16 protein-coding genes are annotated in these 24,203 nt (G+C 62.8%); 11 read left to right on the top strand and 5 right to left on the bottom strand.

Translation table 11 applies throughout. From position 1 onward, the window contains the following. Positions 1–163 precede the first annotated feature (163 nt). Together AC07W7_RS05540 and AC07W7_RS05545 are read left to right on the top strand one after the other, a co-directional pair. On the top strand, positions 164–2,200 hold the full coding sequence (locus AC07W7_RS05540; RefSeq protein WP_495038885.1) for a type VI secretion system Vgr family protein: 2,037 nt from the start codon (positions 164–166) through the stop codon (positions 2,198–2,200). Continuing rightward, the gene (locus tag AC07W7_RS05545; protein WP_495038886.1) at positions 2,197–2,910 is read left to right on the top strand and encodes a DUF4123 domain-containing protein; all 714 of its coding nucleotides are present in this window, start codon (positions 2,197–2,199) and stop codon (positions 2,908–2,910) included. Before AC07W7_RS05540 ends, AC07W7_RS05545 begins: the two co-directional genes overlap by 4 nt. Before the next feature lies 1 nt (position 2,911). Here the strand turns inward: AC07W7_RS05545 and AC07W7_RS05550 are convergent, their stop codons facing one another. Further along, on the bottom strand, positions 2,912–4,180 hold the full coding sequence (locus AC07W7_RS05550) for an O-acetylhomoserine aminocarboxypropyltransferase/cysteine synthase family protein (protein ID WP_495038887.1): 1,269 nt from the start codon (positions 4,178–4,180) through the stop codon (positions 2,912–2,914). A gap of 251 nt (positions 4,181–4,431) precedes the next feature. On the opposite strand from AC07W7_RS05550, the gene AC07W7_RS05555 reads away from it, so the two are divergent. Beyond that, on the top strand, positions 4,432–5,268 hold the full coding sequence (locus AC07W7_RS05555; RefSeq protein ID WP_057958111.1) for a 23S rRNA (adenine(2030)-N(6))-methyltransferase RlmJ: 837 nt from the start codon (positions 4,432–4,434) through the stop codon (positions 5,266–5,268). A 263-nt stretch (positions 5,269–5,531) separates the two neighbouring features. Here AC07W7_RS05555 and msrA read toward each other — a convergent pair whose 3' ends face one another. The 4 genes from msrA to aceE all read right to left on the bottom strand — a co-directional run bounded on the left by msrA (position 5,532) and on the right by aceE (position 13,560). Next, complete coding sequence (gene msrA, locus AC07W7_RS05560) at positions 5,532–6,179, bottom strand: peptide-methionine (S)-S-oxide reductase MsrA (protein WP_076961766.1); 648 nt, start codon at positions 6,177–6,179, stop codon at positions 5,532–5,534. 67 nt (positions 6,180–6,246) lie between these two features. Next, positions 6,247–8,937, bottom strand: coding sequence for a putative bifunctional diguanylate cyclase/phosphodiesterase (locus tag AC07W7_RS05565; protein ID WP_495038888.1), 2,691 nt, complete (start codon positions 8,935–8,937; stop codon positions 6,247–6,249). A gap of 319 nt (positions 8,938–9,256) precedes the next feature. After that, the gene (gene aceF, locus AC07W7_RS05570) at positions 9,257–10,903 is read right to left on the bottom strand and encodes a dihydrolipoyllysine-residue acetyltransferase (protein WP_099170101.1); all 1,647 of its coding nucleotides are present in this window, start codon (positions 10,901–10,903) and stop codon (positions 9,257–9,259) included. Positions 10,904–10,914: 11 nt separating this feature from the next. Continuing rightward, positions 10,915–13,560 (bottom strand): pyruvate dehydrogenase (acetyl-transferring), homodimeric type, encoded by a 2,646-nt coding sequence (gene aceE, locus AC07W7_RS05575; protein WP_099170102.1) that lies wholly within the window; start codon positions 13,558–13,560, stop codon positions 10,915–10,917. A gap of 383 nt (positions 13,561–13,943) precedes the next feature. Between aceE and glnE the strand changes: the two genes are divergently transcribed. The 8 genes from glnE (at position 13,944) to AC07W7_RS05615 (ending at position 24,040) form a co-directional block, all read left to right on the top strand. Further along, a complete protein-coding gene (gene glnE, locus AC07W7_RS05580) occupies positions 13,944–16,883 on the top strand; it encodes a bifunctional [glutamate--ammonia ligase]-adenylyl-L-tyrosine phosphorylase/[glutamate--ammonia-ligase] adenylyltransferase (RefSeq protein ID WP_076961770.1) in 2,940 nt (979 codons plus the stop codon). Between the two features lie 198 nt (positions 16,884–17,081). Then, on the top strand, positions 17,082–18,116 hold the full coding sequence (gene waaF, locus AC07W7_RS05585) for a lipopolysaccharide heptosyltransferase II (protein ID WP_076961771.1): 1,035 nt from the start codon (positions 17,082–17,084) through the stop codon (positions 18,114–18,116). 1 nt (position 18,117) lies between these two features. After that, complete coding sequence (waaC, locus tag AC07W7_RS05590; RefSeq protein ID WP_169863865.1) at positions 18,118–19,179, top strand: lipopolysaccharide heptosyltransferase I; 1,062 nt, start codon at positions 18,118–18,120, stop codon at positions 19,177–19,179. Next, positions 19,179–20,300, top strand: a complete 1,122-nt coding sequence (locus tag AC07W7_RS05595; RefSeq protein ID WP_169863863.1) for a glycosyltransferase family 4 protein — start codon at positions 19,179–19,181, stop codon at positions 20,298–20,300. Before waaC ends, AC07W7_RS05595 begins: the two co-directional genes overlap by 1 nt. Then, positions 20,300–21,106, top strand: a complete 807-nt coding sequence (rfaP, locus tag AC07W7_RS05600) for a lipopolysaccharide core heptose(I) kinase RfaP (protein ID WP_495038889.1) — start codon at positions 20,300–20,302, stop codon at positions 21,104–21,106. The genes AC07W7_RS05595 and rfaP overlap by 1 nt, the downstream gene beginning before the upstream one ends. Then, positions 21,106–21,840 (top strand): lipopolysaccharide kinase InaA family protein, encoded by a 735-nt coding sequence (locus AC07W7_RS05605; RefSeq protein WP_169863859.1) that lies wholly within the window; start codon positions 21,106–21,108, stop codon positions 21,838–21,840. Before rfaP ends, AC07W7_RS05605 begins: the two co-directional genes overlap by 1 nt. Beyond that, the gene (locus AC07W7_RS05610) at positions 21,837–22,589 is read left to right on the top strand and encodes a lipopolysaccharide kinase InaA family protein (protein ID WP_495038890.1); all 753 of its coding nucleotides are present in this window, start codon (positions 21,837–21,839) and stop codon (positions 22,587–22,589) included. Before AC07W7_RS05605 ends, AC07W7_RS05610 begins: the two co-directional genes overlap by 4 nt. Next, on the top strand, positions 22,589–24,040 hold the full coding sequence (locus AC07W7_RS05615; RefSeq protein WP_495038891.1) for a lipopolysaccharide kinase InaA family protein: 1,452 nt from the start codon (positions 22,589–22,591) through the stop codon (positions 24,038–24,040). The genes AC07W7_RS05610 and AC07W7_RS05615 overlap by 1 nt, the downstream gene beginning before the upstream one ends. Positions 24,041–24,203: the final 163 nt, after the last annotated feature.

A 24,203-nucleotide genomic window follows, 5' to 3' on the forward strand; every position in this document is an offset into this window, starting at 1 on the left:
CGCTGAACTGAAAAAAGGCCCGCATCCCTGGATGGCGGGCCTTTTTTTTCGGTGCGACGGTGGCGGTTGTCTTGTAGGGGTTTACTGAATTCCCTGCAGCGCACGCAGCTTGGCAAATGGCTGGTGCAGAATCCCAGGCCCTTCACTTGCAGAGAAACACCGGATGTTCGCTCCTGCCAACCACCCTGCGTTTAACCTGACCGTCGATGGCCAGCCCAGTGACCTCAAGGTCCTGGCGTTCAGGGGCGAGGAGGCTATCAGTCAGCCCTATTGTTTTGACCTTGAACTGGTCAGCGAACAGCCGGACCTGGATCTGGAGAGCCTCCTGCATCGCCAGGCCTTCCTGGCATTCGATGCCCAGGGCCATGGTATCCATGGGCAGGTCCAGCGGGTGGCGCAAGGTGACTCGGGCCGGCGCCTGACCCGTTATCAACTGAGCCTGGTGCCGCAGCTGGCCTACCTGCAACACAGTGCCCACCAGCGCATCTTCCAGCACAAGACGGTGCCGCAGATCGTCAGCCTGGTGCTGGAAGGGCAGGGTATCCAGCGCGATGCCTTTGAATGGCGCCTGGGTGCGACCTATCCCGAACGTGAATACTGCGTGCAGTTCGATGAAACCGACCTGGCGTTTATCCAGCGGCTGTGCGCCGAACTGGGGATTCACTATCACTTCCAGCATTCGCCGGACGGGCACCGGCTGGTGTTCGGCGATGACCAGACGGTGTTTGCCCAGGCCGGGCAGCCGACGAGCTATGCGCCGGGCTCGGGGATGGTGGCGGCAGCGCCGGTGATCAAGCGTTTCACGCTGCGCCTGGAGGCACGGACCACCGGGGTCAACCTGCGCGACTATGATTTTCGCAAGCCGCGCCTGGTGCTGGAAAGCGCCGCCCTCGGTGAGCAACTGCCGGCGCTGGAGGCCCAGGGCTACCCTGGGCATTTCACCGACCGTGCCCATGGCAAGCACCTGGCGCAACGGGCGCTGGAGCGTCATCGCAGCGACCAGCGCCAGGCCCAGGGCGAGAGCGATCAGCCGGCACTGGTCAGCGGGCAGTTCCTCACACTGGCCGACCATCCGCGCCAGGAGTGGAACGGCCTGTGGCTGGTGACACGGGTAATCCACCAGGGCCGACAGCCGCAAGTGCTGGAAGAGTCCGTTGGCGCGGTGGATGAGCAGGGCTACCGCAACGAGTTCTTCGCCACGCCCTGGGATGTACCGTTTCGCCCGCCACTGCCTGCGGCCAGGGCGCCGATCGGCGGTTATCAGAACGCTGTGGTCACCGGGCCTGTGGACAGCGAAATCCATTGCGATGAGTTCGGCCGGGTCAAGGTGCAACTGGCCTGGGATCGCCACGGCCAATACAACGAACACACCAGTTGCTGGCTGCGGGTTGCCAGTGCCTGGGCCCATGAGCATTACGGCAGCGTGGTGATCCCGCGGGTAGGCATGGAAGTGCTGGTGGGCTTCGTCAACGGCGATGTGGACATGCCGCTGGTGCTCGGCTGCCTGGCCAATGGCGCGACGCCGGTGCCCCTCGACCTGCCGGCGGACAAGACCCGCAGCCTCTTCCGCAGCCAGAGCAGCCCCGGAGGTGGCGGCTATAACGAGCTGCGTATCGAAGACCGCAAGGGCGCCGAGGAGATCTACCTGCGTGCCCAGCGTGACTGGACCCAGCATGTGCTCCACGATTTGCGCCTGCAGGTGGATCACCAGCGCCATGTGCAGGTGAGTGGCGAGTCGCACCACGAGTTGCACGGCCAAGAGCAGCGCATTACCCACGGCAACCGGCTGACGGAACTCAAGCAGGACGATCATCTGCTGATCGCGGGCCAGCAGCAGGTGCAAGTGGCGCGCTATTCGTTGCAGGCGGGCCAGCAGATCAGCCTTGGCGCGGGCCAGCAAATGGTGGTCGACGGTGGTGCCAGCCTGACGCTGCAAGCCGGTGGGCAGTGGATCACCTTGTCGGCCGGGGGGATTTTCAGCAGTACGCCGATCCAGCAGGGTGGCGCGCCGTCGGTGGCCGTGGCGCCATCACCCTTGCGCCCGGGTGTTCAGGAGACGCTGCTGGCGGCGTTGGCAGCGCCATTGAGTGCCGCGCAGGTGTTCAGCCTCAAGCGCAGCGCGCCGTTCTGCGAGGAATGTGAGCGCTGCAAGCAGGGTGTCTGTGAGACCCCGCAGCATCGAGTGGGAGGCGTGCGATGATGACCCCGCGTGAGTGGCTGGCCCGGGAGCCGTTGCAGGCTGGCGAGCAGTTGTTCGTCATCCTGGCCAGCACCAGCGAGTGCCAGCCGGTGGCGGCCTGGCGCCAGGCGGATGGCGGGCCACTGAGCCCGGTGTGGGCTGGCAGCGAGTACGCGACCTGGGCTGAAGTCATGCCCTATGTGGCGCTGGTCAGCGACAGCAGTGGGTTTCTCGACTGGGTGGCTGAATGCGCCGCGACCGATTGGGGTTGGCTGGGCGTTTCCTCCAGCCCGCTGCCCACGGTGGTCGAGCATCTCGCCAGCCTGACCAAGGTGCGTTTGCCCGAGGGACAGGAGGTGTTTTTCCGCTTCTGGGAGGGTGGTTATCTACTGCCGATCCTGCACGCGCTGGGGCCTGGGGCGGGGGAGCTGCTTGCGGTATTTCGACGCTACTGGATCAACGGCCAGCTTCATGAAGTGCCGGCTACGGTCGTGGGGGCGGCGAGGAAAAGCCCCTGGTGGGAGGTGCCCGCCACGTTACTCAAGCAGCTTGGCGAGCAGTCCAGCGTGACCCTGGTGGACAACCTGCTGCAATGGCTGGCCCAGGAGCACCCCGACCTGCACGACGCCTTCGCGCCAGCGACCTTGCAGCACAAGGTCGCGTATTTTGTGCGCCCGCCCTACGCCGGGCAGCAGGCCTTGGTGGCCTATCTGGCCGGCGAGCGGGGTTGAGTCAGGCGTTCAGTGACTGCTGCAAGTCATTGAGCAGGTCCTCGATCGCCTCGATGCCCACCGACAGGCGGATCATCTCTGGACGTACGCCGGCCTTGGCTTGCTCCTGCTCGTTCATCTGCCGGTGGGTGGTGGACGCCGGGTGGCAGGCCAGGGACTTGGCGTCGCCGATATTCACCAGGCGCTTGAAGATTTGCAGCGCATCGTAGAAGCGCACGCCAGCGGCATAGCCGCCCTTGAGGCCGAAGGACAGGATCGCCGAGGGTTTGCCCTGCATGTACTTTTGCGCCAGGTGATGGTGCGGGTGATCCGGCAGGCCGGCGTAGCTGACCCATTCCACCTGTTCGTGGGCCTGCAGGAACTGCGCTACTTTCAGCGCGTTCTCGGTGTGGCGCTCCATGCGCAGGGCCAGGGTTTCCAGGCCTTGCAGCAGCAGGAAGGCGTTCATCGGGGCCAGGGCCGCGCCGGTGTTGCGCAGCGGCACGGTGCGGGCGCGGGCGATAAAGGCCGCCGGGCCGAATTTCTCGCTGTAGACCACGCCATGGTAGGCCGGCTCCGGCTGGTTGAGGCCGGGGAATTTCTGCGGGTAGTCGGTCCAGGGGAAGGTGCCGCTGTCGACAATCACCCCGCCCAGGGAGTTGCCGTGGCCGCCGACATACTTGGTCAGGGAATGCACGACGATATCCGCGCCAAATTGGATCGGCTTGCACAGGATCGGCGTGGCGACGGTGTTATCCACCATCAGCGGTACGCCGCGGGCATGGGCAACGTCGGCCAGGGCTTGCAGGTCGACGATGTTGCCGGCCGGGTTGCCGATGCTTTCGCAGTACACCAGCTTGGTGTTGTCGTCGATCAGCTCGGCGATGGCCTCGGCCGAGTCATTGCGGGCCAAGCGCACGTCAACGCCGAAGCTGGGCAGCAGGTGGGCGAACAGGGTGTAGGTGCCGCCGTACAACTGCGGGGTGGAGACGACATTGTCGCCGGCGCGGGTCAGGGCTTGGATGGCATAGTGAATCGCCGCGCTGCCCGCCGACACGGCCAGGGCCGCGATCCCGCCCTCCAGGGCGGCCATGCGCTGTTCCAGTACGTCATTGGTGGGGTTCATGATCCGCGTGTAGATATTGCCGGGTACGTCGAGGTTGAACAGGTCGGCGCCGTGCTGGGCGTTATCGAACTCGAAGGCGACGTTCTGGTAGATCGGCACGGCAACGGCCTTGGTGGTCGGGTCCGACTTGAAACCGTGGTGCAGGGCGAGGGTGGCGTCTTTCATGATGCAGTTGGACCTCCTTGGATTGCATGGGTAGCCCCGGACAAGGTGGGAGCTGGCTTGCCTGCGATAGCATCACCGCAGCATATGGGTAATACCGTGTCGCCTGCCTCGCGGGCAAGCCCGCACCTACATAACCCACTAGAACGTTTTCGGGGCTGTTCCTAGGTTTTCGACATAAGCACCGCCCGGCATGCAGCCCTGCACCTTTGCCCGCGTAAAAGGTAAACTTCGCCCCCTGCGCAGGAGCAACCATGAATTATCGTCACGCCTTTCACGCCGGCAACCACGCCGATGTCTTCAAACACCTGACCTTGACCCGCCTCATCGCCCTGATGTCGCGCAAGGAGCAGCCGTTTGCCTATCTCGACACCCACGCCGGGATTGGTCTGTACGACCTGCAAGGCGACCAGGCCAACCGCACCGGTGAATACCTGGAAGGCATCGCCCGCCTGTGGGGCGAGGCGGACCTGCCGGCGCTGACCGCCGACTACATGCGGGTGCTGCACGAGATGAACCCGGATGGCCAGTTGCGTTATTACCCAGGCTCGCCAGAGCTGGCGCGGCGCCTGACCCGCCCCCAGGACCGCGTGCTGCTCAACGAAAAACACCCCGAAGACGGTGTGTTGCTCAAGGACAATATGAAGGGCGACCGCCGCGTTAAGGTGCACCTGGGCGAAGGCTGGCACGTGCCACGGGCCTTGCTGCCGGTGCCGGAAAAGCGCGCGCTGATGCTGATCGACCCACCGTTCGAGCAACTCGACGAGATGCAGCGCTGCGCCGCCTCCCTCAAGGAAGCCGTGGGCCGCATGCGCCAGACAGTCGCTGCGATCTGGTACCCGGTGAAGGACCAGCGCATGTTGCGCCGCTTCTACCAGGACCTGGCCGGCACCGGCGCGCCGAAGCTGCTGCGTGTGGAATTGCTGGTGCATCCGCTGGACACCCCCAACACCCTGACTGGCTCGGGCCTGGCGATTGCCAACCCGCCGTGGGGGCTGGAGGAGGAGTTGCGTGAGCTGCTGCCGTGGCTGTCGAAGAAACTGGGGCAGACCCAGGGTGGGTGGCAGATGGATTGGTTGATCGCCGAATAACGGCGTCGCTCTTTAGAGTGCTATCGCGGGCAAGCCCTAATGCCAGTCAGTTAAGCCTTTTTGTAGGAGCGAGCTTGCTCGCGAAGAACTTGAGAGCGCCGCGTTTACCTAGCAAACACGCGTTATCGTTGACGTCCTTCGCGAGCAAGCTCGCTCCTACAGAAAGCAGAATCCGCTTAACTGACTGGCATTAGGGCAAGCCCGCTCCCACAGTGGAAATGCGTTCCCATGTGGGAGCGGGCTTGCCCGCGATGCGTTTGAGGTCAGATCGGGCAAGTCACGCCAGTACCGCCGATCCCGCAATAACCCTGGGGGTTCTTCGCCAGGTACTGCTGGTGATAGGCCTCGGCGAAGTACACCGTTGGCGCCTGGTCGATTTCGGTGGTGATCGCGCCTAGGCCAGCCTTGGTCAGTTCTTCCTGATAGGCCTGTGCACTGGCCTTCGCAGCCTCCAGTTGCTCAGGCGTGGTGGCATAGATCACCGAGCGATACTGGCTGCCAATGTCATTGCCCTGGCGCATGCCCTGGGTCGGGTTATGCAGTTCCCAGAACATCTTCAGCAGGTCTTCGTACTTGAGCTTGGCCTGGTCATACACCACCAGCACCACTTCGCTATGGCCGGTCAGGCCCGAGCAGACTTCTTCGTAGGTCGGGTTGGGCGTCAAGCCGCCGGCGTAGCCGACCACGGTGCTGACTACGCCGTCACGCTGCCAGAACTTGCGTTCGGCGCCCCAGAAACAGCCCAGGCCAAAGATCGCAAACCCTACATCGTCAAGGAACGGGCCCAGTAGCGGGTTGCCGTTGACGAAGTGCGTCTCGGGCAGGTTCATCGGCGTTTCACGACCAGGCAAGGCTTGTTCGGCAGTAGGCAGCACGTTTTTATTCACCAGAATTTCCGAGCGCAAGACCATGATCAGTCCTCTCGTCAGGTTGAGTTAACAGTTCAGACCCACAGTGTGCCCGAGTGTTACAGCGCTGTCAGGCGATTGGCCCACGCGGATAGCGTTTGAGCTTGTCCAGCAGCTCGGAGCCGGGGATTGGCCGGTCGAACAGGTAGCCCTGGCCGACGTCGCAACGATGGCGGCGCAGGAACGCCAACTGTTCGGCGGTCTCGATGCCTTCGGCGACCACCTTGAGCTTGAGGTTGTGTGCCATGGCGATCACCGCCGAGGTGATTTCCATGTCGTCCTGGTTATCGGGGATTTCATGGATAAAGCTGCGGTCGATCTTGATGATGTCGATGGGGAATTTCTTCAGGTAACTCAGGGATGAGTAACCGGTGCCGAAATCGTCCATGGCCAGGGTCAGGCCGAAGCTCTTCAACTGGTCCAGTTGCAGGCGCGTGTCCTCGGTGGCTTCCAGCAGCAGGCCCTCGGTCAGCTCCAGTTCCAGCAGGTTGGCCGGCAACTGTTCTTCCTTGAGGATGCTGGCGATGGAGGCCACCAGGTCCGGGTCGGAAAACTGCTTGGGCGACAAGTTGATGGCCACCTGCAGGTTGCCCATGCCCGCAGCGCTCAATTGCTTGCTCATGCGGCAGGCCTGGCGCGCGATCCATTTGCCGATGGGGATGATCAGGCCGGTTTCTTCGGCGACGCTGATGAACTGGTCCGGGCGGATCATGCCTTTTTCCGGGTGGTTCCAGCGCAGCAAGGCTTCCATGCCCAGCAGGCGCCCGCTGCGCAAGCACAGCTTGGGCTGGTAGAACACATCCAGCTCGTTCTGGGTCAGGGCGCGGCGCAGGTTGTTTTCCACGAACAGTTTGTAGCTGGCCTCGGCATTCAGGGCTTCGGTAAACACCTGCACCTGGTGCTTGCCGTTGGCCTTGGCCTTGTGCAGCGCCAGGCCGGCGTTGCGCATCAGGGTCTGCGGGTCGCGGCCATGCAGTGGTGCGCAGGCCAGGCCCACGGAGCCGGTGACACTGATCAACTGGTTGTCGACGAACATCGGTTTGTCGAGGGTCATCAACAACTGGGAGGCCATTTGCTGGCCGACCTCAAGGTCGGCGTTATCGAGCAGCACCGCAAATTCGTTACTGGCAAAGCGCGCCAGGCTGCCACCGGCATTGAGGCTGTTGCGCAGGCGTCGGGCCAGGCTGATCAGCAACTTGTCGCCGGTCTGGTGGCCGAGGCTGTCGTTGATCCGCTTGAAGTTGTCGATGTCCACCAGCAGCAGGCTGATGGGCGCGTCGCTGTCACGGGCGAAGCGTTCATCGAGGTTGCGGATAAACGCCGGGCGGTTGCCCAGGTTGGTCAGGTTGTCGGTGTAGGCCAGGCGTTCGATACGCTGCTGGGCCAGCTTGGTCTGGGTGATGTCTTCGTAGATGCCGATATAGTGGGTCAGTTCGCGGTTGTCGCCATAGACCTTGGAAATCGACAACTGGCCCCAGTACGGTTCGAGGTTTTTACGTCGGCTCTTGAACTCGCCCTGCCAGCTGTTGCTCTGGGCCAGGCTGGAGGGGGCGTCGAACAGCAGTTCGCTGAGGTTCTCCAGGGCCGGCAACTGGGCCAGGCGATGGCCGTGGACTTCTTCGGTGCTGTACTGGGTGATCGCGGTGAAGCTGGGGTTGACGTACTCCACCACGCCGTCGCAATTGACCAGCAGGAAGGCATTGGCACTTTGCTCCACCGCGCGCTGGAACAGGTGCAGCGCGCTGGTGGCGGTGCGGCGGTTGTGGTTGTTGATGACCTGGGCGAACTGGTCGGCCAGTTCGCCGGCAAAGGCAATTTCATCGGACAACCAGTCCCGGGTGCTGGCGCTTTGCTCCAGGCACAGCACGCCGACCACCTGCCCATCGACGCGGATACTGGCGTCGAGCATGGCGTGGATATCCATGGGGCGCAGGCTTTCGACCATGTCCCGGGTACGGGGGTCGCGCATGGCGTTGCAGGCATCGATGGCGCGACTGCTCTGCAGGGCTTCCAGGTAGTCCGGGAAGCTGCTGGCATCAATTGGCGCTGGCAGATGGTGCTGTTGGTCGGCGCGATGAAACGCAGAAATCGGCACCAGTTGCTGGCCTTCGAGGTTCCAGATACTGGCGCAGTCGATCTGATAGATATCGCAGGCGCTGCGGGTGATCAGTTCGGCGGCTTCTTGCAGGGAGTTGTTGGTGCTGTAGCGCTGGCGGGCCAGCAGCAGGATCAGTTCCTGCTGGGCGCGCACCCGTTCCAGGTGCTGCAATTGCTCCTGTTGTGCGCGCTGGTTGAGCTCCAGGGCGATCTGCAAGCGGCTGTTCTGGTCTTCCAGGTCGGCCGCAGGCATGGGTGGCAGGTTGCTGAACAAACCGTCCACCACCATCAGGTAGCCGCGCAGCAGGTGGCGATTGTGCTGCTTGTAGGCCTCGCCCACCTCCAGCAGGCTCAACGGGCCGTCGTTGGTGTGCAGGGTGTAGCGCACCCGGTAATGGGGGCTGGCAGTCAGCTGCTGCTGGATCGCATCATGCAGCTGGTAGCGCGCCTGGGGTTCCATCAGGCTGGCGTAGGGCGAGCCGACCAGCGAGCACAGCTCTACCGCGGGCAAGCCGAATTGGCGTTCACAATTGGGGTCCAGGTACAGCAGTGCCCAGCTAGCCTCATTCAGCCGCTCGAAACGCAGCATACCGAGGCGCGAAGGCACCGGTAATTGCGTCACGACCTCGGCCGCCGTTCGGGCGACATCGGGTTGGCTTTTCATGGGGAAACTCGCTTGGAAAAATGCGCATTGCGCCGGGCTATCGCCCTCTTTACTGCTGCCTATGGCAAGGTTGCATCATGCAGCACGGACTGACAAGAGAGGATGAAGGCTAAGTGCTATAAGTGTGTTATCGGCGGCGCAGCGGTTTTCTACAGTCGGCCTGATAGATGGTCTGTCGATTCCCTGTAGGCGCCGGCTTGCCAGCCTCTACAAACCACAGGCAAAAAAAAGCCCCGCCAATTGGCGGGGTTGAGGTACGAGCGTGGCGCTCGGAAATCGTACAGCCAGGCCTCCCCGGTGAAGGGGAGGCCGCTGCGGCTTACAGCAGGATGGTGCGGATATCGTTCAGCAACTGGCTCAGGCGCTGGGTGAAGCGTGCGGCGGCCGCGCCATTGATCACACGGTGATCGTAGGACAACGACAGCGGCAGCATCAGCTTCGGCTGGAAGGCCTTGCCGTCCCACACAGGCTGGATGGTGGCCTTGGAAACACCGAGGATCGCCACTTCCGGCGCGTTGACGATTGGCGTGAAGCCAGTGCCGCCAATGTGCCCGAGGCTGGAGATGGTGAAGCAGGCGCCTTGCATGTCGTCCGGGGTCAGCTTCTTGTCGCGGGCTTTGGCCGCCAGTGCAGCCGCTTCTCCAGCCAGTTGCAATAGGCTCTTCTGGTCGACGTTCTTGATGACCGGTACCAGCAGGCCATCCGGGGTGTCGACCGCAAAGCCGATGTGCACATACTTCTTGCGGATGATCGCTTTGCCGCTTGGTGCCAGCGAACTGTTGAAGTCCGGCAGTTCCTTGAGCAGGTGCGCGCAGGCCTTGAGCAGTAATGGCAGTACGGTCAGCTTGACGCCGGCCTTCTCGGCCGCGGCTTTCTGCGCAACGCGGAAAGCTTCCAGGTCGGTGATGTCGGCCTGGTCGAACTGAGTCACGTGCGGAATGTTCAACCAGCTGGCGTGCAGACCGGCTGCGCCGATTTGCATCAGGCGGGTCATCGGCACTTCTTCGGTTTCGCCGAAGCGGCTGAAGTCTACGGTGCGGATCGGCGGAATGCCCGAGCCACCGGTAGCCGCGCCGGCAGCCGGAGCTTCCTTGGCTTTTTGCATCATGGATTTGACGTAGACCTGCACGTCTTCCTTGAGCACACGACCGTGCGGGCCGGTTGGGCTGACAGCGCTCAGCTCGACGCCGAATTCACGGGCCAGTTGACGCACGGCAGGGCCGGCATGGGCCTTGGCACCACTTGGCGCAGGGGCAGCAGCCGGGGCCGGGGCGGCCTCGGCTTTTGCCGCAGGAGCCGGGGCCGCAGCAGGTGCCGCTTCAGCCTTGGCGGCAGGAGCAGCAGCGGCTGGCGCCGCAGCCGCAGCAGGGGCAGCGCCGCCCGCGACTTTCAGCTTGAGGATGAAGTCGCCAGTGCCGACTTCGTCTTCGAGCTTGACCGCGATGCTTTCCACGACGCCGGCAGCCGGCGATGGGATTTCCATGGAGGCCTTGTCGGACTCCAGGGTGATCAGCGACTGGTCGGCTTCGACGGTGTCGCCGACCTTGACCAGCAGCTCGATGATCTTGGCCTTGCCCGACGAACCGATGTCCGGGACATGAATGTCCTGGACCGTCGCCGCCGCCGGTGCAGCCGCCGGGGCCGCAGGGGCCTCGGCCGCCGCCGCTGGCTTTTCAGCCGGCGCCGGTGCAGCAGCGGCAGCAGGCGCCGCTGCTGGGGCCGCATCGGCGGCACCTTCGATCTCCAGTTCCAGCAGTTCGTCGCCTTCTTTCAGGCGGTCGCCCAGCTTCACTTTCAGGCTCTTGACCACGCCGGCCTTGGGAGCAGGGATTTCCATGCTCGCCTTGTCCGACTCCAGGGTCAGGATGCTCTGGTCGGCTTCGACTTTGTCGCCGACCTTCACAAACAGCTCGATTACTTCACCTTCACCGCTGCCGATGTCAGGTACGCGAATGAGTTCGCTCACAAAAAGTCTCCTCAGCAGTCCAGTGGGTTGCGTTTTTCCGGGTTGATCCCGAACTTGACGATAGCGTCAGCCACCACCTTGGGTTCGATCTCACCACGGTCAGCCAAGGCTTCCAGGGCTGCCAACACCACGAAGTGACGGTCGACCTCGAAGAAATGACGCAGCTTCTTGCGGCTGTCACTGCGACCGAAACCGTCGGTGCCCAGGACTTTGAATTCCTTGGACGGGACCCACTGGCGAATTTGTTCAGCAAATAGCTTCATGTAGTCGGTAGAGGCGATCACCGGCCCCTTGCGGCCAGCCAGGCACTCTTCGACGTAGCTGCGCGCAGGCTTCTGGCCTGGGTGCAGGCGGTTGCTGCGTTCCACGGCCAGGCCGTCGCGACGCAGTTCGTTGAAGCTGGTAACGCTCCATACGTCTGCGCCGACGTTGAACTCTTCACGCAGGATCTTCGCCGCTTCACGCACTTCGCGCAGGATGGTGCCGGAGCCCATCAGCTGTACGTGGTGTGCCGCTTCCTTGGTGTCTTCTTCGAGCAGGTACATGCCCTTGATGATGCCTTCCTCGACACCGGCCGGCATGGCAGGTTGCTGGTAGGACTCGTTCATCACAGTGATGTAGTAGAAAACATCCTGCTGCTCTTCGGTCATCTTCTTCATGCCGTCCTGGATGATCACCGCCAGCTCGTAGCCGTAGGTTGGATCAAAGGTGCGGCAGTTCGGGATGGTGGCAGCCAGGATGTGGCTGTGACCGTCTTCGTGTTGCAGGCCTTCGCCGTTCAGCGTGGTCCGCCCGGCGGTACCTCCGATCAGGAAGCCACGGGTACGGCTGTCGCCTGCTGCCCAGGCCAGGTCGCCAATGCGCTGGAAGCCGAACATCGAGTAGAAGATGTAGAACGGCAGCATCGGCTGGTTGTGGCTGGAGTACGAAGTACCGGCAGCGATGAAGGAGCTCATGGCGCCCGCTTCGTTGATGCCTTCTTCGAGGATCTGGCCCTTCTTGTCTTCCTTGTAGAACATCACCTGGTCTTTATCGACTGGCTCGTAGAGCTGGCCGACGGAGGAGTAGATGCCCAACTGGCGGAACATGCCTTCCATACCGAAGGTACGGGCTTCGTCCGGGATGATCGGGACGATGCGCGGACCGATTTCCTTGTCCTTGACCAACTGCGCGAGGATCCGCACGAAAGCCATGGTGGTGGAGATTTCACGGTCGCCCGAACCGTCAAGGATGGCCTTGAGGGTGCTGAGGTCCGGCGTCGGTACGCTGAAGCTCTGTGCGCGGCGCTGTGGTACGAAACCGCCCAGTGCAGTGCGACGCTCGCTGAGGTAGCGGGCTTCGGCGCTGTTTGGCTCCGGCTTGAAGAACGGCAGGTTTTCCAGCTCTTCGTCCTTGACCGGGATGTCGAAGCGGTCGCGGAACAACTTCAGGCTGTCGACGTCGACTTTCTTGGTGTTGTGCGCAGTGTTCTTCGCTTCGCCGGCACCGGTGCCATAACCCTTGATGGTCTTGGCCAGGATGACGGTCGGTTGTTCTTTGTGGTTGACCGCTTCGTGGTACGCCGCGTAGACCTTGTACGGGTCGTGGCCGCCACGGTTGAGCTTCCAGATCTCGTCGTCGGACAGGTCGGCAACCATCGCCTTGAGTTCAGGCGTGTTGAAGAAGTGTTCACGCACGAACGCGCCGTCTTTGGCCTTGTAGTTCTGGTACTCGCCGTCGATGACTTCGTCCATGCGACGTTGCAGGATACCGTCGACGTCCTTGGCCAGCAGTGGGTCCCAGAAACGGCCCCAGATGACTTTGGTCACGTTCCACTGGGCACCGCGGAACACGCCTTCGAGTTCCTGGATGATCTTGCCGTTGCCGCGAACCGGGCCGTCGAGGCGCTGCAGGTTGCAGTTGATGACAAAGATCAGGTTGTCCAGCTTCTCGCGGCCGGCCAGGGAGATGGCGCCCAGGGATTCCGGCTCGTCGCACTCGCCGTCGCCCAGGAAGCACCAGACCTTCTGCTTGCCTTCGGGGATGAAACCACGGGCTTCCAGGTACTTCATGAAGCGGGCCTGGTAGATCGCCTGGATCGGGCCCAGGCCCATGGAGACGGTCGGGAACTGCCAGAAGTCAGGCATCAGCCAAGGGTGCGGGTAGGACGACAGGCCGCCCCCGTCGACTTCCTGGCGGAAGTTGTTCATCTGCTCTTCGCTGATGCGACCTTCCATGAACGCACGGGCGTAGACGCCTGGCGAGGTGTGGCCCTGGAAGTAGATCAGGTCGCCGCCGTGTTCGTCGGTCGGGGCCTGGAAGAAGTAGTTGAAGCCGATGTCATACAGGGTTGCGCTGGAAGCGAAGCTGGAGATGTGACCGCCCAGGTCAGAATCTTTCAAGTTCGTGCGCATAACCATCGCCATGGCGTTCCAGCGTACCAGCGAGCGAATGCGGCGTTCCATGAACAGGTCGCCAGGCATGCGTGCTTCGTGGGTCACGGGGATGGTGTTGCGGTATGGCGTGGTGATGGCGTAAGGCAGTTGCGAGCCGCTGCGGGTCGCGAGTTCGCCCATACGGGTCATCAGGTAATGCGCACGGTCTTCGCCTTCTTTGTCGAGAACCGATTCCAGGGCGTCCAGCCATTCCTGGGTTTCGACGGGATCGAGGTCTTGCATGGCTTGCTCCAGGGCGGAAAGGCTACCAGAATCGGTTGCCTGAAGTTTGCGACTGGCCTTGTGGGCAGACGACATAAATTCTTGGGTGGCCGAAGGTTGCTTCGGCGTCCTGTAGTTTTACTACAAATCGTCGGCCATTTCAGCCTTTCGGATGTATATACGAGTAGTAAAACTACACAAGACCGAGGGGGTTGCTCGGTCTGGCTGATGAGCATAATCGTTATTGTTGATCTTTTGTGAACAAGAAAAGGTAGAAGTTTAATGTTACCTGCCAAAATTAATATTTTTTCAGCTATTTCTAACCTTTGTTCGACAGTCCTTCATCGAGCGTGGTTCTTGCGTTCACAGCCACAAGCCATTTACGCGCCGATCAAGGATAGACTATGAGCCTTCCCGTGCTGGTTGAACTCCCTGCTGTTCTGTTGCCATTTGCGAGCCGGGCCGAGCAGTCATTTCGTGACGCCGTGGCCAGGCTGGATGACGATCATGGCCTGTCCGCGTGGACGCCGCAACGTTGGGCCGACTTCGCCCGGGTGTGCGCCGCCAGTGATTTTGTGATTGAACAGAGTGTTCGTGACCCTTTGATGTTGCTTGAACTGGTGGCCTGGGGCGAGCTGGACCGCGGCTTTGCACCCGATGAGCTGTGTGGGCAGATTGCTGCAGCCGTGCAACAGGCTGAAACAGAAGATGAGCTGGGGCGCATGCTGCGTCGCCAGCGCACCCGCCAGCAGGTGCGGATTATCTGGCGCGACCTGACCCGACAGGCGGACCTGGTACAGACCTGCCGCGACCTGTCGGACATGGCCGACGCCAGCATCGACCAGGCTTACCAGTGGCTGTACCAGCGCCACTGCGCGCAATTTGGCACCCCCACCGGCGGGCGCAGCGGCGAGCCGCAGCAGATGGTCATCCTCGGCATGGGCAAGCTGGGCGCGGTGGAGTTGAACCTGTCGTCGGACATCGACCTGATCTTCGCCTACCCCGAAGGCGGCGAGACCGTGGGGGCCAAGCGTGCCCTGGACAACCAGGAGTTCTTTATCCGCCTGGGCCAGAAGCTGATCAAGGCCCTGGACCCGATGACCGTCGATGGCTTTGTGTTCCGTGTCGATATGCGCTTGCGACCCTATGGTTCGGCCGGGGCGCTGGTGTTGAGCTTCAATGCCTTGGAGCAGTACTACCAGGACCAGGGGCGCGACTGGGAGCGCTACGCGATGATCAAGGCGCGGGTGGTGGCCGGCGACCAGGTGGCCGGTGCGCAACTGCTCGATCTGCTGCGCCCGTTCGTCTATCGGCGCTACCTGGACTTTTCTGCCATTGAAGCGCTGCGCACCATGAAGCAGTTGATCCAGCAGGAAGTGCGGCGCAAGGGCATGGCCGACAATATCAAGCTGGGCGCGGGCGGCATCCGCGAGGTGGAGTTTATCGCCCAGGCGTTCCAACTGATTCACGGCGGCCGCGACTTGAGCCTGCAACAGCGGCCATTGCTGAAGGTGCTGGGCACCCTGGAAGGCCAGGGCTACCTGCCGCCGGCGGTGATTGCCGAGTTGCGCAGCGGCTATGAGTTCCTGCGCTACACCGAGCATGCGATCCAGGCCATCGCCGACCGTCAGACCCAGATGCTGCCCAACAGTGATGAAGATCAGGCGCGCATCGCATTCATGATGGGTTTTGCCAACTGGAGCGCGTTCCATGAGCAATTGATGTACTGGCGCGGCCGGGTGGACTGGCATTTCCGCCAGGTGATTGCCGATCCAGATGAAGAGGAGGGGGGAGAAAGCGAATTGGTGGTCGGTGGCGAGTGGTTGCCCTTGTGGGAAGAATCCCAAAATGAGGAGGCCGCCTGTCGCCAATTGGCCGAAGGCGGCTTTGCCGACGCGCCCAAGGCCCTGAAAGCCCTGGCCAGCCTGCGCGGCAGCCCGCAACTGCGGGCGATGCAACGCCTGGGGCGTGAGCGGCTGGATGCGTTTATCCCGCGCCTGCTGGCCCAGGCCGTCGAGCACGCCAACCCGGACCTGGTGCTGGAGCGCGTACTGCCGCTGGTCGAAGCGGTGGCGCGGCGTTCCGCTTATCTGGTGCTGTTGACGGAAAACCCTGACGCCCTGCGTCGGCTGTTGACCCTGTGCGCTGCCAGCCCGTGGATTGCCGAGCAGATCACCCGCTTCCCGCTGCTGCTGGACGAGTTGCTCAACGAAGGTCGCCTGTTCAAACCGCCATTGGCGCCGGAGCTGGCCGCCGAACTGCGCGAGCGCCTCACGCGTATCCCCGAGGATGACCTTGAGCAGCAGATGGAAGCCCTGCGCCACTTCAAGCTGGCGCACCGCCTGCGGGTCGCCGCCTCGGAAATCGCCGGCAGCTTGCCGTTGATGAAGGTCAGCGACTATCTGACCTGGCTCGCCGAGGCCATTCTGGAACAGGTGTTGGCCCTGGCCTGGCGCCAGACCGTGGCGCGCCACGGTACGCCGCAACGGTTGGACGGCACCTTGTGCGACCCCGGCTTTATCATCGTCGGTTATGGCAAGGTCGGCGGCATCGAGCTGGGGCATGGCTCGGACCTGGACCTGGTGTTTATCCACGACGGTGATCCCCAGGCCGAGACCGATGGCGCCAAGCCGATCGATGGTGCGCAGTTCTTTACCCGCCTGGGCCAGCGGATTATTCACCTGCTGACCACCCAGACCAACTCCGGGCAATTGTATGAAGTGGATATGCGCCTGCGACCTTCTGGCGCATCCGGGTTGCTGGTCAGCTCCCTGGGGGCCTTCGCCCGTTATCAGGAAAACGAGGCCTGGACCTGGGAGCACCAGGCCCTGGTGCGGGCGCGGGTGCTGGTGGGCAGCCAGGACGTGGGCCGCGCGTTTGAAGGCGTGCGCGCACAGGTACTGGGGCGCGCGCAGGACCTGGCGAAGCTGCGCCAGGAGGTCAGCGAGATGCGCGCCAAGATGCGTGACAACCTGGGCACCAAGTCCACGGCGGCCGGTACGGCGGCGAATGCCTTCGAGGCCACGGCGGTGTTCGATCTCAAGCAGGACGCCGGAGGTATCGTCGATATTGAATTTATGGTGCAATACGCCGCTTTGGCGTGGTCTGCGCAACATCCATCGTTGCTGCGCTACACCGACAATATCCGCATCCTGGAAGGCCTGGAGCAGGTCGGGCTGATGCCCGCCGCCGATGCCCACCTGTTGCGTGAGGTGTATAAGGCCTACCGCTCGGCGGCCCATCGCCAGGCCTTGCAGAACGAGGCGGGCGTGGTTGCCGGGGATCAGTTTGCTGACGAACGGCGCCAGGTGAAACGGATCTGGCAAGAACTGGGGTTAAGCTAAAACACTACAGCGACCCCAATTGAATGTGGAGACCGGCTGTATGTGGGAGCGGGCTTGCCCGCGATGCAGGCGCTGCGGTCTGGCTGACAGCACGCGGTGATGCTATCGCGGGCAAGCCCGCTCCCACACACACCGTGACCTACAGTAATTATCGAGGCGGGGAGGCATGAGCCTCCCCGAATCGTTTGTGGAAACTACATGAATATTCTGATCGTTGGGCCCAGTTGGGTCGGTGACATGGTGATGGCGCAGACACTGTTCCAGTGCCTGAAACAGCGTCATCCCGACTGCCAAATCGACGTGCTCGCCCCCGAGTGGAGCCGGCCGATCCTGGAGCGCATGCCCGAAGTCCGGCAGGCCTTGAGCTTCCCGCTCGGCCACGGCGCGCTGGAACTGGCGACCCGACGGCGCATCGGCAAGTCCCTGGCCGGCCAGTACGACCAGGCGATCCTGCTGCCCAACTCGCTGAAGTCGGCCCTGGTGCCGTTCTTCGCCGGCATCCCCAAGCGTACCGGCTGGCGCGGCGAGTTCCGTTACGGCCTGCTCAACGACGTGCGCAAGCTCGACAAGGCCCGCTACCCGCTGATGATCGAGCGCTTCATGGCCCTGGCCTACGCGCCCGGTGCCGAATTGCCGACGCCGTATCCGCGACCGAGCCTGCAAATTGACCCGGTCACCCGCGACGCGGCCCTGGCCAAGTTCGGCCTGAGCCTCGACCGGCCGGTGCTGGCGCTGTGCCCGGGCGCCGAGTTTGGCGAGTCCAAGCGCTGGCCGTCGGAGCATTACGCCAAGGTCGCCGAGCTGAAAATCCGCGAAGGCTGGCAAGTCTGGCTGTTTGGCTCGAAAAACGATCACTCGGTGGGTGAAGACATCCGCCAGCGCCTGATCCCCGGCCTGCGTGAAGAAGCGGTCAACCTCAGTGGCGATACATCCCTGGCCGAGGCCATCGACCTGCTGTCCTGCGCCGATTCGGTGGTGTCCAACGACTCTGGGCTGATGCACGTGGCCGCCGCGCTGAACCGCCCATTGGTGGCAGTGTACGGCTCCACCTCGCCGGGCTTTACCCCGCCATTGGCCGACAAGGTCGAAGTGGTGCGCCTGGGCCTGGAGTGCAGCCCCTGCTTTGACCGCACCTGCCGTTTCGGCCACTACAACTGCCTGCGCCAGTTGCTGCCCGATTCGGTAGCCGAGGCCTTGCAGCGTTTGCAGGGCAACGTGGTCGAGGTTCACTGAGTTGCGGGTATTGGTAATCAAGACCTCATCCTTGGGCGATGTGATCCACGCCTTGCCGGCATTGACCGACGCGGCCCGGGCGATCCCGGGGATTCGCTTTGACTGGGTGGTGGAAGAAGGCTTTGCCGAAATCCCCACCTGGCATCCGGCGGTGGACAAGGTGATCCCCGTGGCGATTCGCCGCTGGCGCAAGAACCTCTGGCAGACCTTCAAGAGCGGCGAATGGCGGCGCTTCAAGCAGCAGATCCAGGCGACTAAATACGACCTTGTGATCGACGCCCAGGGCCTGTTGAAAAGCGCCTGGCTGACCCGCTATGTGCGGGCGCCGGTAGCCGGCTTCGACAAGCAGTCGGCCCGCGAGCCAATTGCCGCACGTTTCTACTCCCGGCGCCTGGCGGTTGCCCGTGGCCAGCATGCGGTTGAGCGCTTGCGCCAGTTGTTCGCCGTGGCCCTGGGCTATGACCTGCCCAAAGGCCTGGGGGATTACGGCCTGAGCACCGAAAAACTGCTCGGCCTGCCGCCGAAGAAACCTTTTGTGCTGCTGCTGCACGGCACCACCTGGGACACCAAACACTGGCCCGAAGCCTATTGGCGCGAGCTGGCCGAGCGCATGGGTAGCCTGGGGGTGGATGTGAAACTGCCGTGGGGCAATGCCGCCGAAAAAGCCCGCGCCGAACGCCTGGCCCAGGGCCTGGCCAATGCTGAGGTGCTGCCCAAGCTGAACCTGGCGGGTGTGGCGCGGGTATTGGCCGGAGCCAGGGCTTGTGTGGCGGTGGATACTGGCCTCGGGCACCTGGCCGCCGCGCTGGATGTGCCGACAATTTCCCTGTTCGGCCCGACCAACCCGGGCCTGACCGGGGCCTACGGCAAGGCGCAGATCCATCTGGGCAGCGATTTCCCCTGCGCGCCCTGCCTGCAAAAGAAATGCACCTACCAACCGACCGCTGAAGACCAGCGCCGGTTTGATCTCAAGCGCGAGTGGCCACTGTGCTTCACTCGCCTGAACCCTGAGCGTGTGGCCAGCCGACTGAGCACGTTGTTATTGGCTGAGGAGCTGCACTGATGCAACTGGCATTTGTACTGTACAAATATTTCCCCTTTGGTGGCTTGCAGCGCGACTTTATGCGCATCGCCCTGGAGTGCCAGCAGCGCGGCCACCAGATCCGTGTCTACACCCTGATCTGGGAAGGCGACGTACCGCCCGGGTTTGAAGTGCTGGTGGCGCCGGTCAAGGCGTTTTTCAACCATCGGCGCAACGAGAAGTTGACGGCCTGGATGCAGGCCGACCTGGCCCAGCGCCCGGTGGACCGCCTGATCGGCTTCAATAAAATGCCCGGCCTGGATGTGTACTACGCGGCAGACGGCTGTTTTGAGGACAAGGCGCAGAACCTGCGGCACTCGCTGTACCGCAGCTTTGGCCGCTACCGGCATTTTTCCGAGTACGAACGCGCAGTGTTTGCCAGGGACGCCAAGACCCAAGTGCTGATGATCTCCGAGGTCCAGCAGCCGCTGTTTATCAAGCATTACGACACGCCGCTGGCGCGCTTCCACCTGTTGCCGCCGGGCATCGCCCAGGACCGTCGGGCGCCGCCGAATGCGGCCGAGATCCGCGCGGGCTTCCGTGCCGAATTCAACCTTGCCGAGGACGATCTGCTGCTGGTGCAGATCGGTTCGGGCTTCAAGACCAAGGGCGTGGACCGCAGCCTCAAGGCGCTGGCCGCCCTGCCACCGGAGCTGAAAAAGCGCACTCGCCTGTTTGTAATTGGCCAGGACGACCCCAAAGTATTCCAATTGCAGAGTGCTACCCTGGGCCTGGGCGACAATGTGCAGTTCCTTAAGGGGCGCAGTGATATCCCGCGTTTCCTGCTGGGCGCCGACCTGTTGATTCACCCGGCGTACAACGAAAACACCGGGACCGTGCTGCTCGAAGCCCTGGTGGCCGGGTTGCCGGTATTGGTCACGGCGGTGTGTGGGTATGCCCATTACATCAGTGAGGCCGATTGCGGGCGCGTACTGGACGAACCTTTCGAGCAGGCCCAGCTCAATCAGTACCTGGCTGGGATGCTCAGTGATCAGCAGCAACGTGCGGCCTGGAGCCGCAATGGTCTGGCCTTCGCCGAGACGGCCGACCTCTATAGCATGCCGCAGCACGCTGCGGATGTAATTCTGGCGGAGCAACACTGATGAAGTTGATTCTTGCCGAACCGTTCAAGAGCCTTTGGGCCGGGCGCGATGCGTTCGCTGAAGTCGAGCTGTTGGAGGGTGAGGTTTACCGTGAACTGGAAGCCCGTCGCACCTTGCGCACCGAGGTGGAGGGGCGCGGCTACTTTGTGAAAATCCACCGTGGCATCGGCTGGGGTGAGATCTTCAAGAACCTGTTCACCGCCAAATTGCCGGTGCTGGGCGCCGGGCAGGAGTGGCAGGCGATCCAGCGCCTGCACGAAGTGGGTGTACCGACCATGACCGCCGTGGCCTACGGCGAGCGCGGCGCCAACCCGGCCGACCAGCATTCCTTTATTGTCACCGAGGAGCTGGCGCCGACCGTCAGCCTGGAAGACTTGAGCATGGATTGGCTCCGGCAGCCGCCCGAGCCGCGTCTCAAGCGTGCACTGATTGCCGAGGTGGCGCGCATGACCGGGATGATGCATCGCGCAGGCGTCAACCATCGTGACTGCTACATCTGCCACTTCCTGCTGCACACCGACAAGCCGGTGACGGCCGATGACTTCAAGCTGTCGGTGATCGACCTGCACCGCGCCCAGGTGCGGCCGCGCATCAGCCAGCGCTGGCGCAACAAGGACCTGGCAGCCCTGTATTTCTCGATCCTGGATATCGGCCTGACCCGCCGCGACAAGCTGCGCTTCCTCAAAGGCTACTTCCAGCAGCCCCTGCGCCAGATCCTGGCCGAGGAAGGCGCGTTGCTGCAGTGGCTGGAGCGCAAGGCCAGCAAGCTCTATGACCGTAAAGTCCGCTACGGAGGCGCGCTCTGATGGCGGGTTGGAACCTGGAACCTGCTTACTCGGAGCTTGTGCACGACTTTGGTAGCCTCGACGCGGTGTTTGCCCTGCAAGGCGAGCGGCTGACCCGTGATCCGCTGTCCGAAGTCATTCGTGTGCAGCGTGGCGGGGTCAACTATTACGTCAAGCGCTACACCGGCGCCGGCAAAGGCTTGCGCCGTTACCTGGGCAAGCCACGGGTCAAGTCCGAGTGGCAGAACCTCAAGCGCTTCGCCAAGTGGGGCATCCCCACGGCCGACGTCGTGGCCTGGGGCCTGGAGCGCAAGGGCCTGGCCTATGACCGTGGGGCGATGATCACCCGCGAGCTGCCCCGCACCGAAGACCTGGCGGCCCTGGCTGAGCGCAAGGACCCGCGACTGTCCGACCCGGTGTGGGTCGACAAGGTCAGCCGCCAGCTCGCCGAATACACCCGGACCCTGCACGATCACCGGTTTACCCACAACGATTTGAAGTGGCGCAACCTGTTGATCGACGACCAGCAGACCCTGTACCTGATCGACTGCCCCAATGGCGACTTCTGGCGCGGGTTCTGGCTCAAGTACCGGATCACCAAGGACTTGGCGTGCCTGGACAAGGTCGCCAAATACCACCTGTCGGCCACCCAGCGCCTACGTTTCTACATGCAATATTGTCGGCGCAACCACCTGAGCGAATCGGACAAACAGCGGATTCGCCATGTGCTGAAGTTTTTCGAGGGGCGCGAATGAACGACTTCCTGGCAACTGAAGACCGGGCCTTGCTGGAACGCAATGGCCTGGCTGACTTCGACGCCCTGTGGGCCAGGCAACTGGATGCAGTGGACGAACCCAATATCAGCCGCGGCGGTTGGAGCAGCGTGTTCCGCCTGGAGCTGGAGGGCCGTGGCTTTTACCTCAAGCGCCAGAGCAACTACCTGACGCGTACCCTGCATCGGCCCTTTGGCGAGCCGACCTTTGCCCGCGAGTTTCGCAATATCAGCCGCTATCGGCAGAAGGCGATCCCGGCCTTGCAGGCGGCCTTTTATGGCGAGCGCAAAGTCGCCGGCGAATACCGCGCCTTGCTGCTGACCCGCGCGCTCGATGGCTGGAATGACCTTGATTCACTGCTGGAGCAGTGGCCGGCCCTGAGCGACGCCCAGCACCACGCGATCCTCGTGGCCTGTGGCCAATTGGCGCGCACGCTCCATGGTGTCGGCCAAGTGCATGGCTGTTTTTACCCCAAGCATATCTTCCTGCAGGCCACTGGCGACGGTTACGCCGCGCAGTTGATCGACCTGGAAAAAACCCGGCCACTGTTGTTGGGCCGGCGTGACCGGGTCAAGGACCTGGAACCACTGCTGCGCCGTGCTGGCGCATGGACCGCCGAACAGGTGCGGCAATTTCTGGCGGCCTACCTCGACCAGCCGGTGGACAGCTCGCTGGTGGATACGTGGGCACAGTACTTGGCTGGGCGCCGCAGTCACAAGGAGGCCCGCTGATGCGCTTGTCTGAACTCAAAAGCGCCGGGCGTACGCCCACGTTGCCCATGAGTATTGAGTTGGCGGATGCGGCCGGCCCCGGGCAGTTGCAACTGCTGAGCCTGTTGCGAGTGTTGCCGGGCCAGCGTTATGTGGGCGCGGCGGTTTGGCGCGGCCGGCCGGTGTTGGCCAAGTTGCTGGTGGGTAGCAGCGCCGCCCGGCATTTCCAGCGTGAACTCCAGGGCGTGCGCCTGCTGGCCGAACAAGGCCTGACCACGCCGCTGTTGCTGGCTGACGGTTTGCAAGACGGTGAGGGCAGCTGGTTGCTGTTCGAGTTTCTCGACGGCGCACAAAGCCTGGCCGAGGCCTGGGCGGCTGTTGAAGCAATGCCGCCCCTGGCGGATGAGCAACAGGCTGTGTTGGCCGAAGCGCTGGGTGCGATTGCACAGATGCACGCCAAGGGCCTGTGGCAGGAAGACCTGCACCTGGACAACCTGATGCGTCAGGGCGACACGCTGTATTTGATCGACGGTGGCGGGATCTGCGTCGAACAGGCGGGCAAACCCCTGTCACGCAACCGGGTGCTGGAAAACCTCGGGGTGTTTTTTGCCCAGTTGCCGAGCAATCTCGAACCGTTTACCGAAGAACTGCTGGTGCATTATTTGCTGAGCAATGGCGAACACGCCTTGCCCCTGGAAGCCCTGCAAAAACAGGTGCGCAAAGTGCGGGCCTGGCGCCTGAAAGACTTCCTGGGCAAGGTCGGCCGCGACTGCACCTTGTTCAGCGTGGTGCGCGGGGCCTTTGGGCTGCGGGCGATCCGCCGTGAAGAAGCACCGACCCTGTTGCCGGTCCTGGCGCAGGTCGATGGGCTTATGGGCCAGGGCCAGATGTACAAGGCCGGCGCCTCGGCCACGGTGGCCAGGGTGGACGTCGCGGGGCGACCGCTGGTGATCAAGCGCTACAACATCAAGGGCTTTGCCCACTGGCTCAGGCGTTTCTGGCGGCCAAGTCGTGCCTGGCACGCCTGGTGCGAAGGCAATCGCCTGGCGTTCCTGGGCATTGCCACGCCCAAGCCCCTGGCAATCCTGGAGCGGCGCTTTTTCTGGTTGCGCAGCCGCGCTTATCTGGTCACCGAGCACCTGTCCGGGCCAGACCTGATTGAGCATCTGGCCCCTTACGTGGACAGCGGCGAAGTGCCCGAACCTGAACTGCTGGCCCTGGAGCGCTTGTTTGGCGAGCTGATTCGCGAGCGGATCAGCCATGGCGACTTCAAGGGACGCAACCTGTTCTGGCAGGGGGGACGTTGGGTGCTGATTGATCTGGATTCGATGTGCCAGCATGGCTCGCTGAGCAGCTTTGCGCCGGCGTTTGCCAAGGACCGTGCGCGGTTTATGCGCAACTGGCCGGCTGACAGCGCTTTGTATCGTGTGATCGACCAGCGCTTGCCCAAACGCATCGACACTGACCTGTAGCCATCGGCTTACCGGCGCCTATGGGGCGGGGCGCCGGCTGTCCAACTTATTCGTTATGTTTCATCGTGGCGATGATTAACGCTGACCTGGCGTGATAAATATTTGAGATTGCAAAATCAAGTCATGGAGACTATTCCAGAAGGACTATGGAAAGGCTGTGCGT

This window comes from Pseudomonas sp. GW821-FHT01D09 (genome assembly GCF_059422465.1).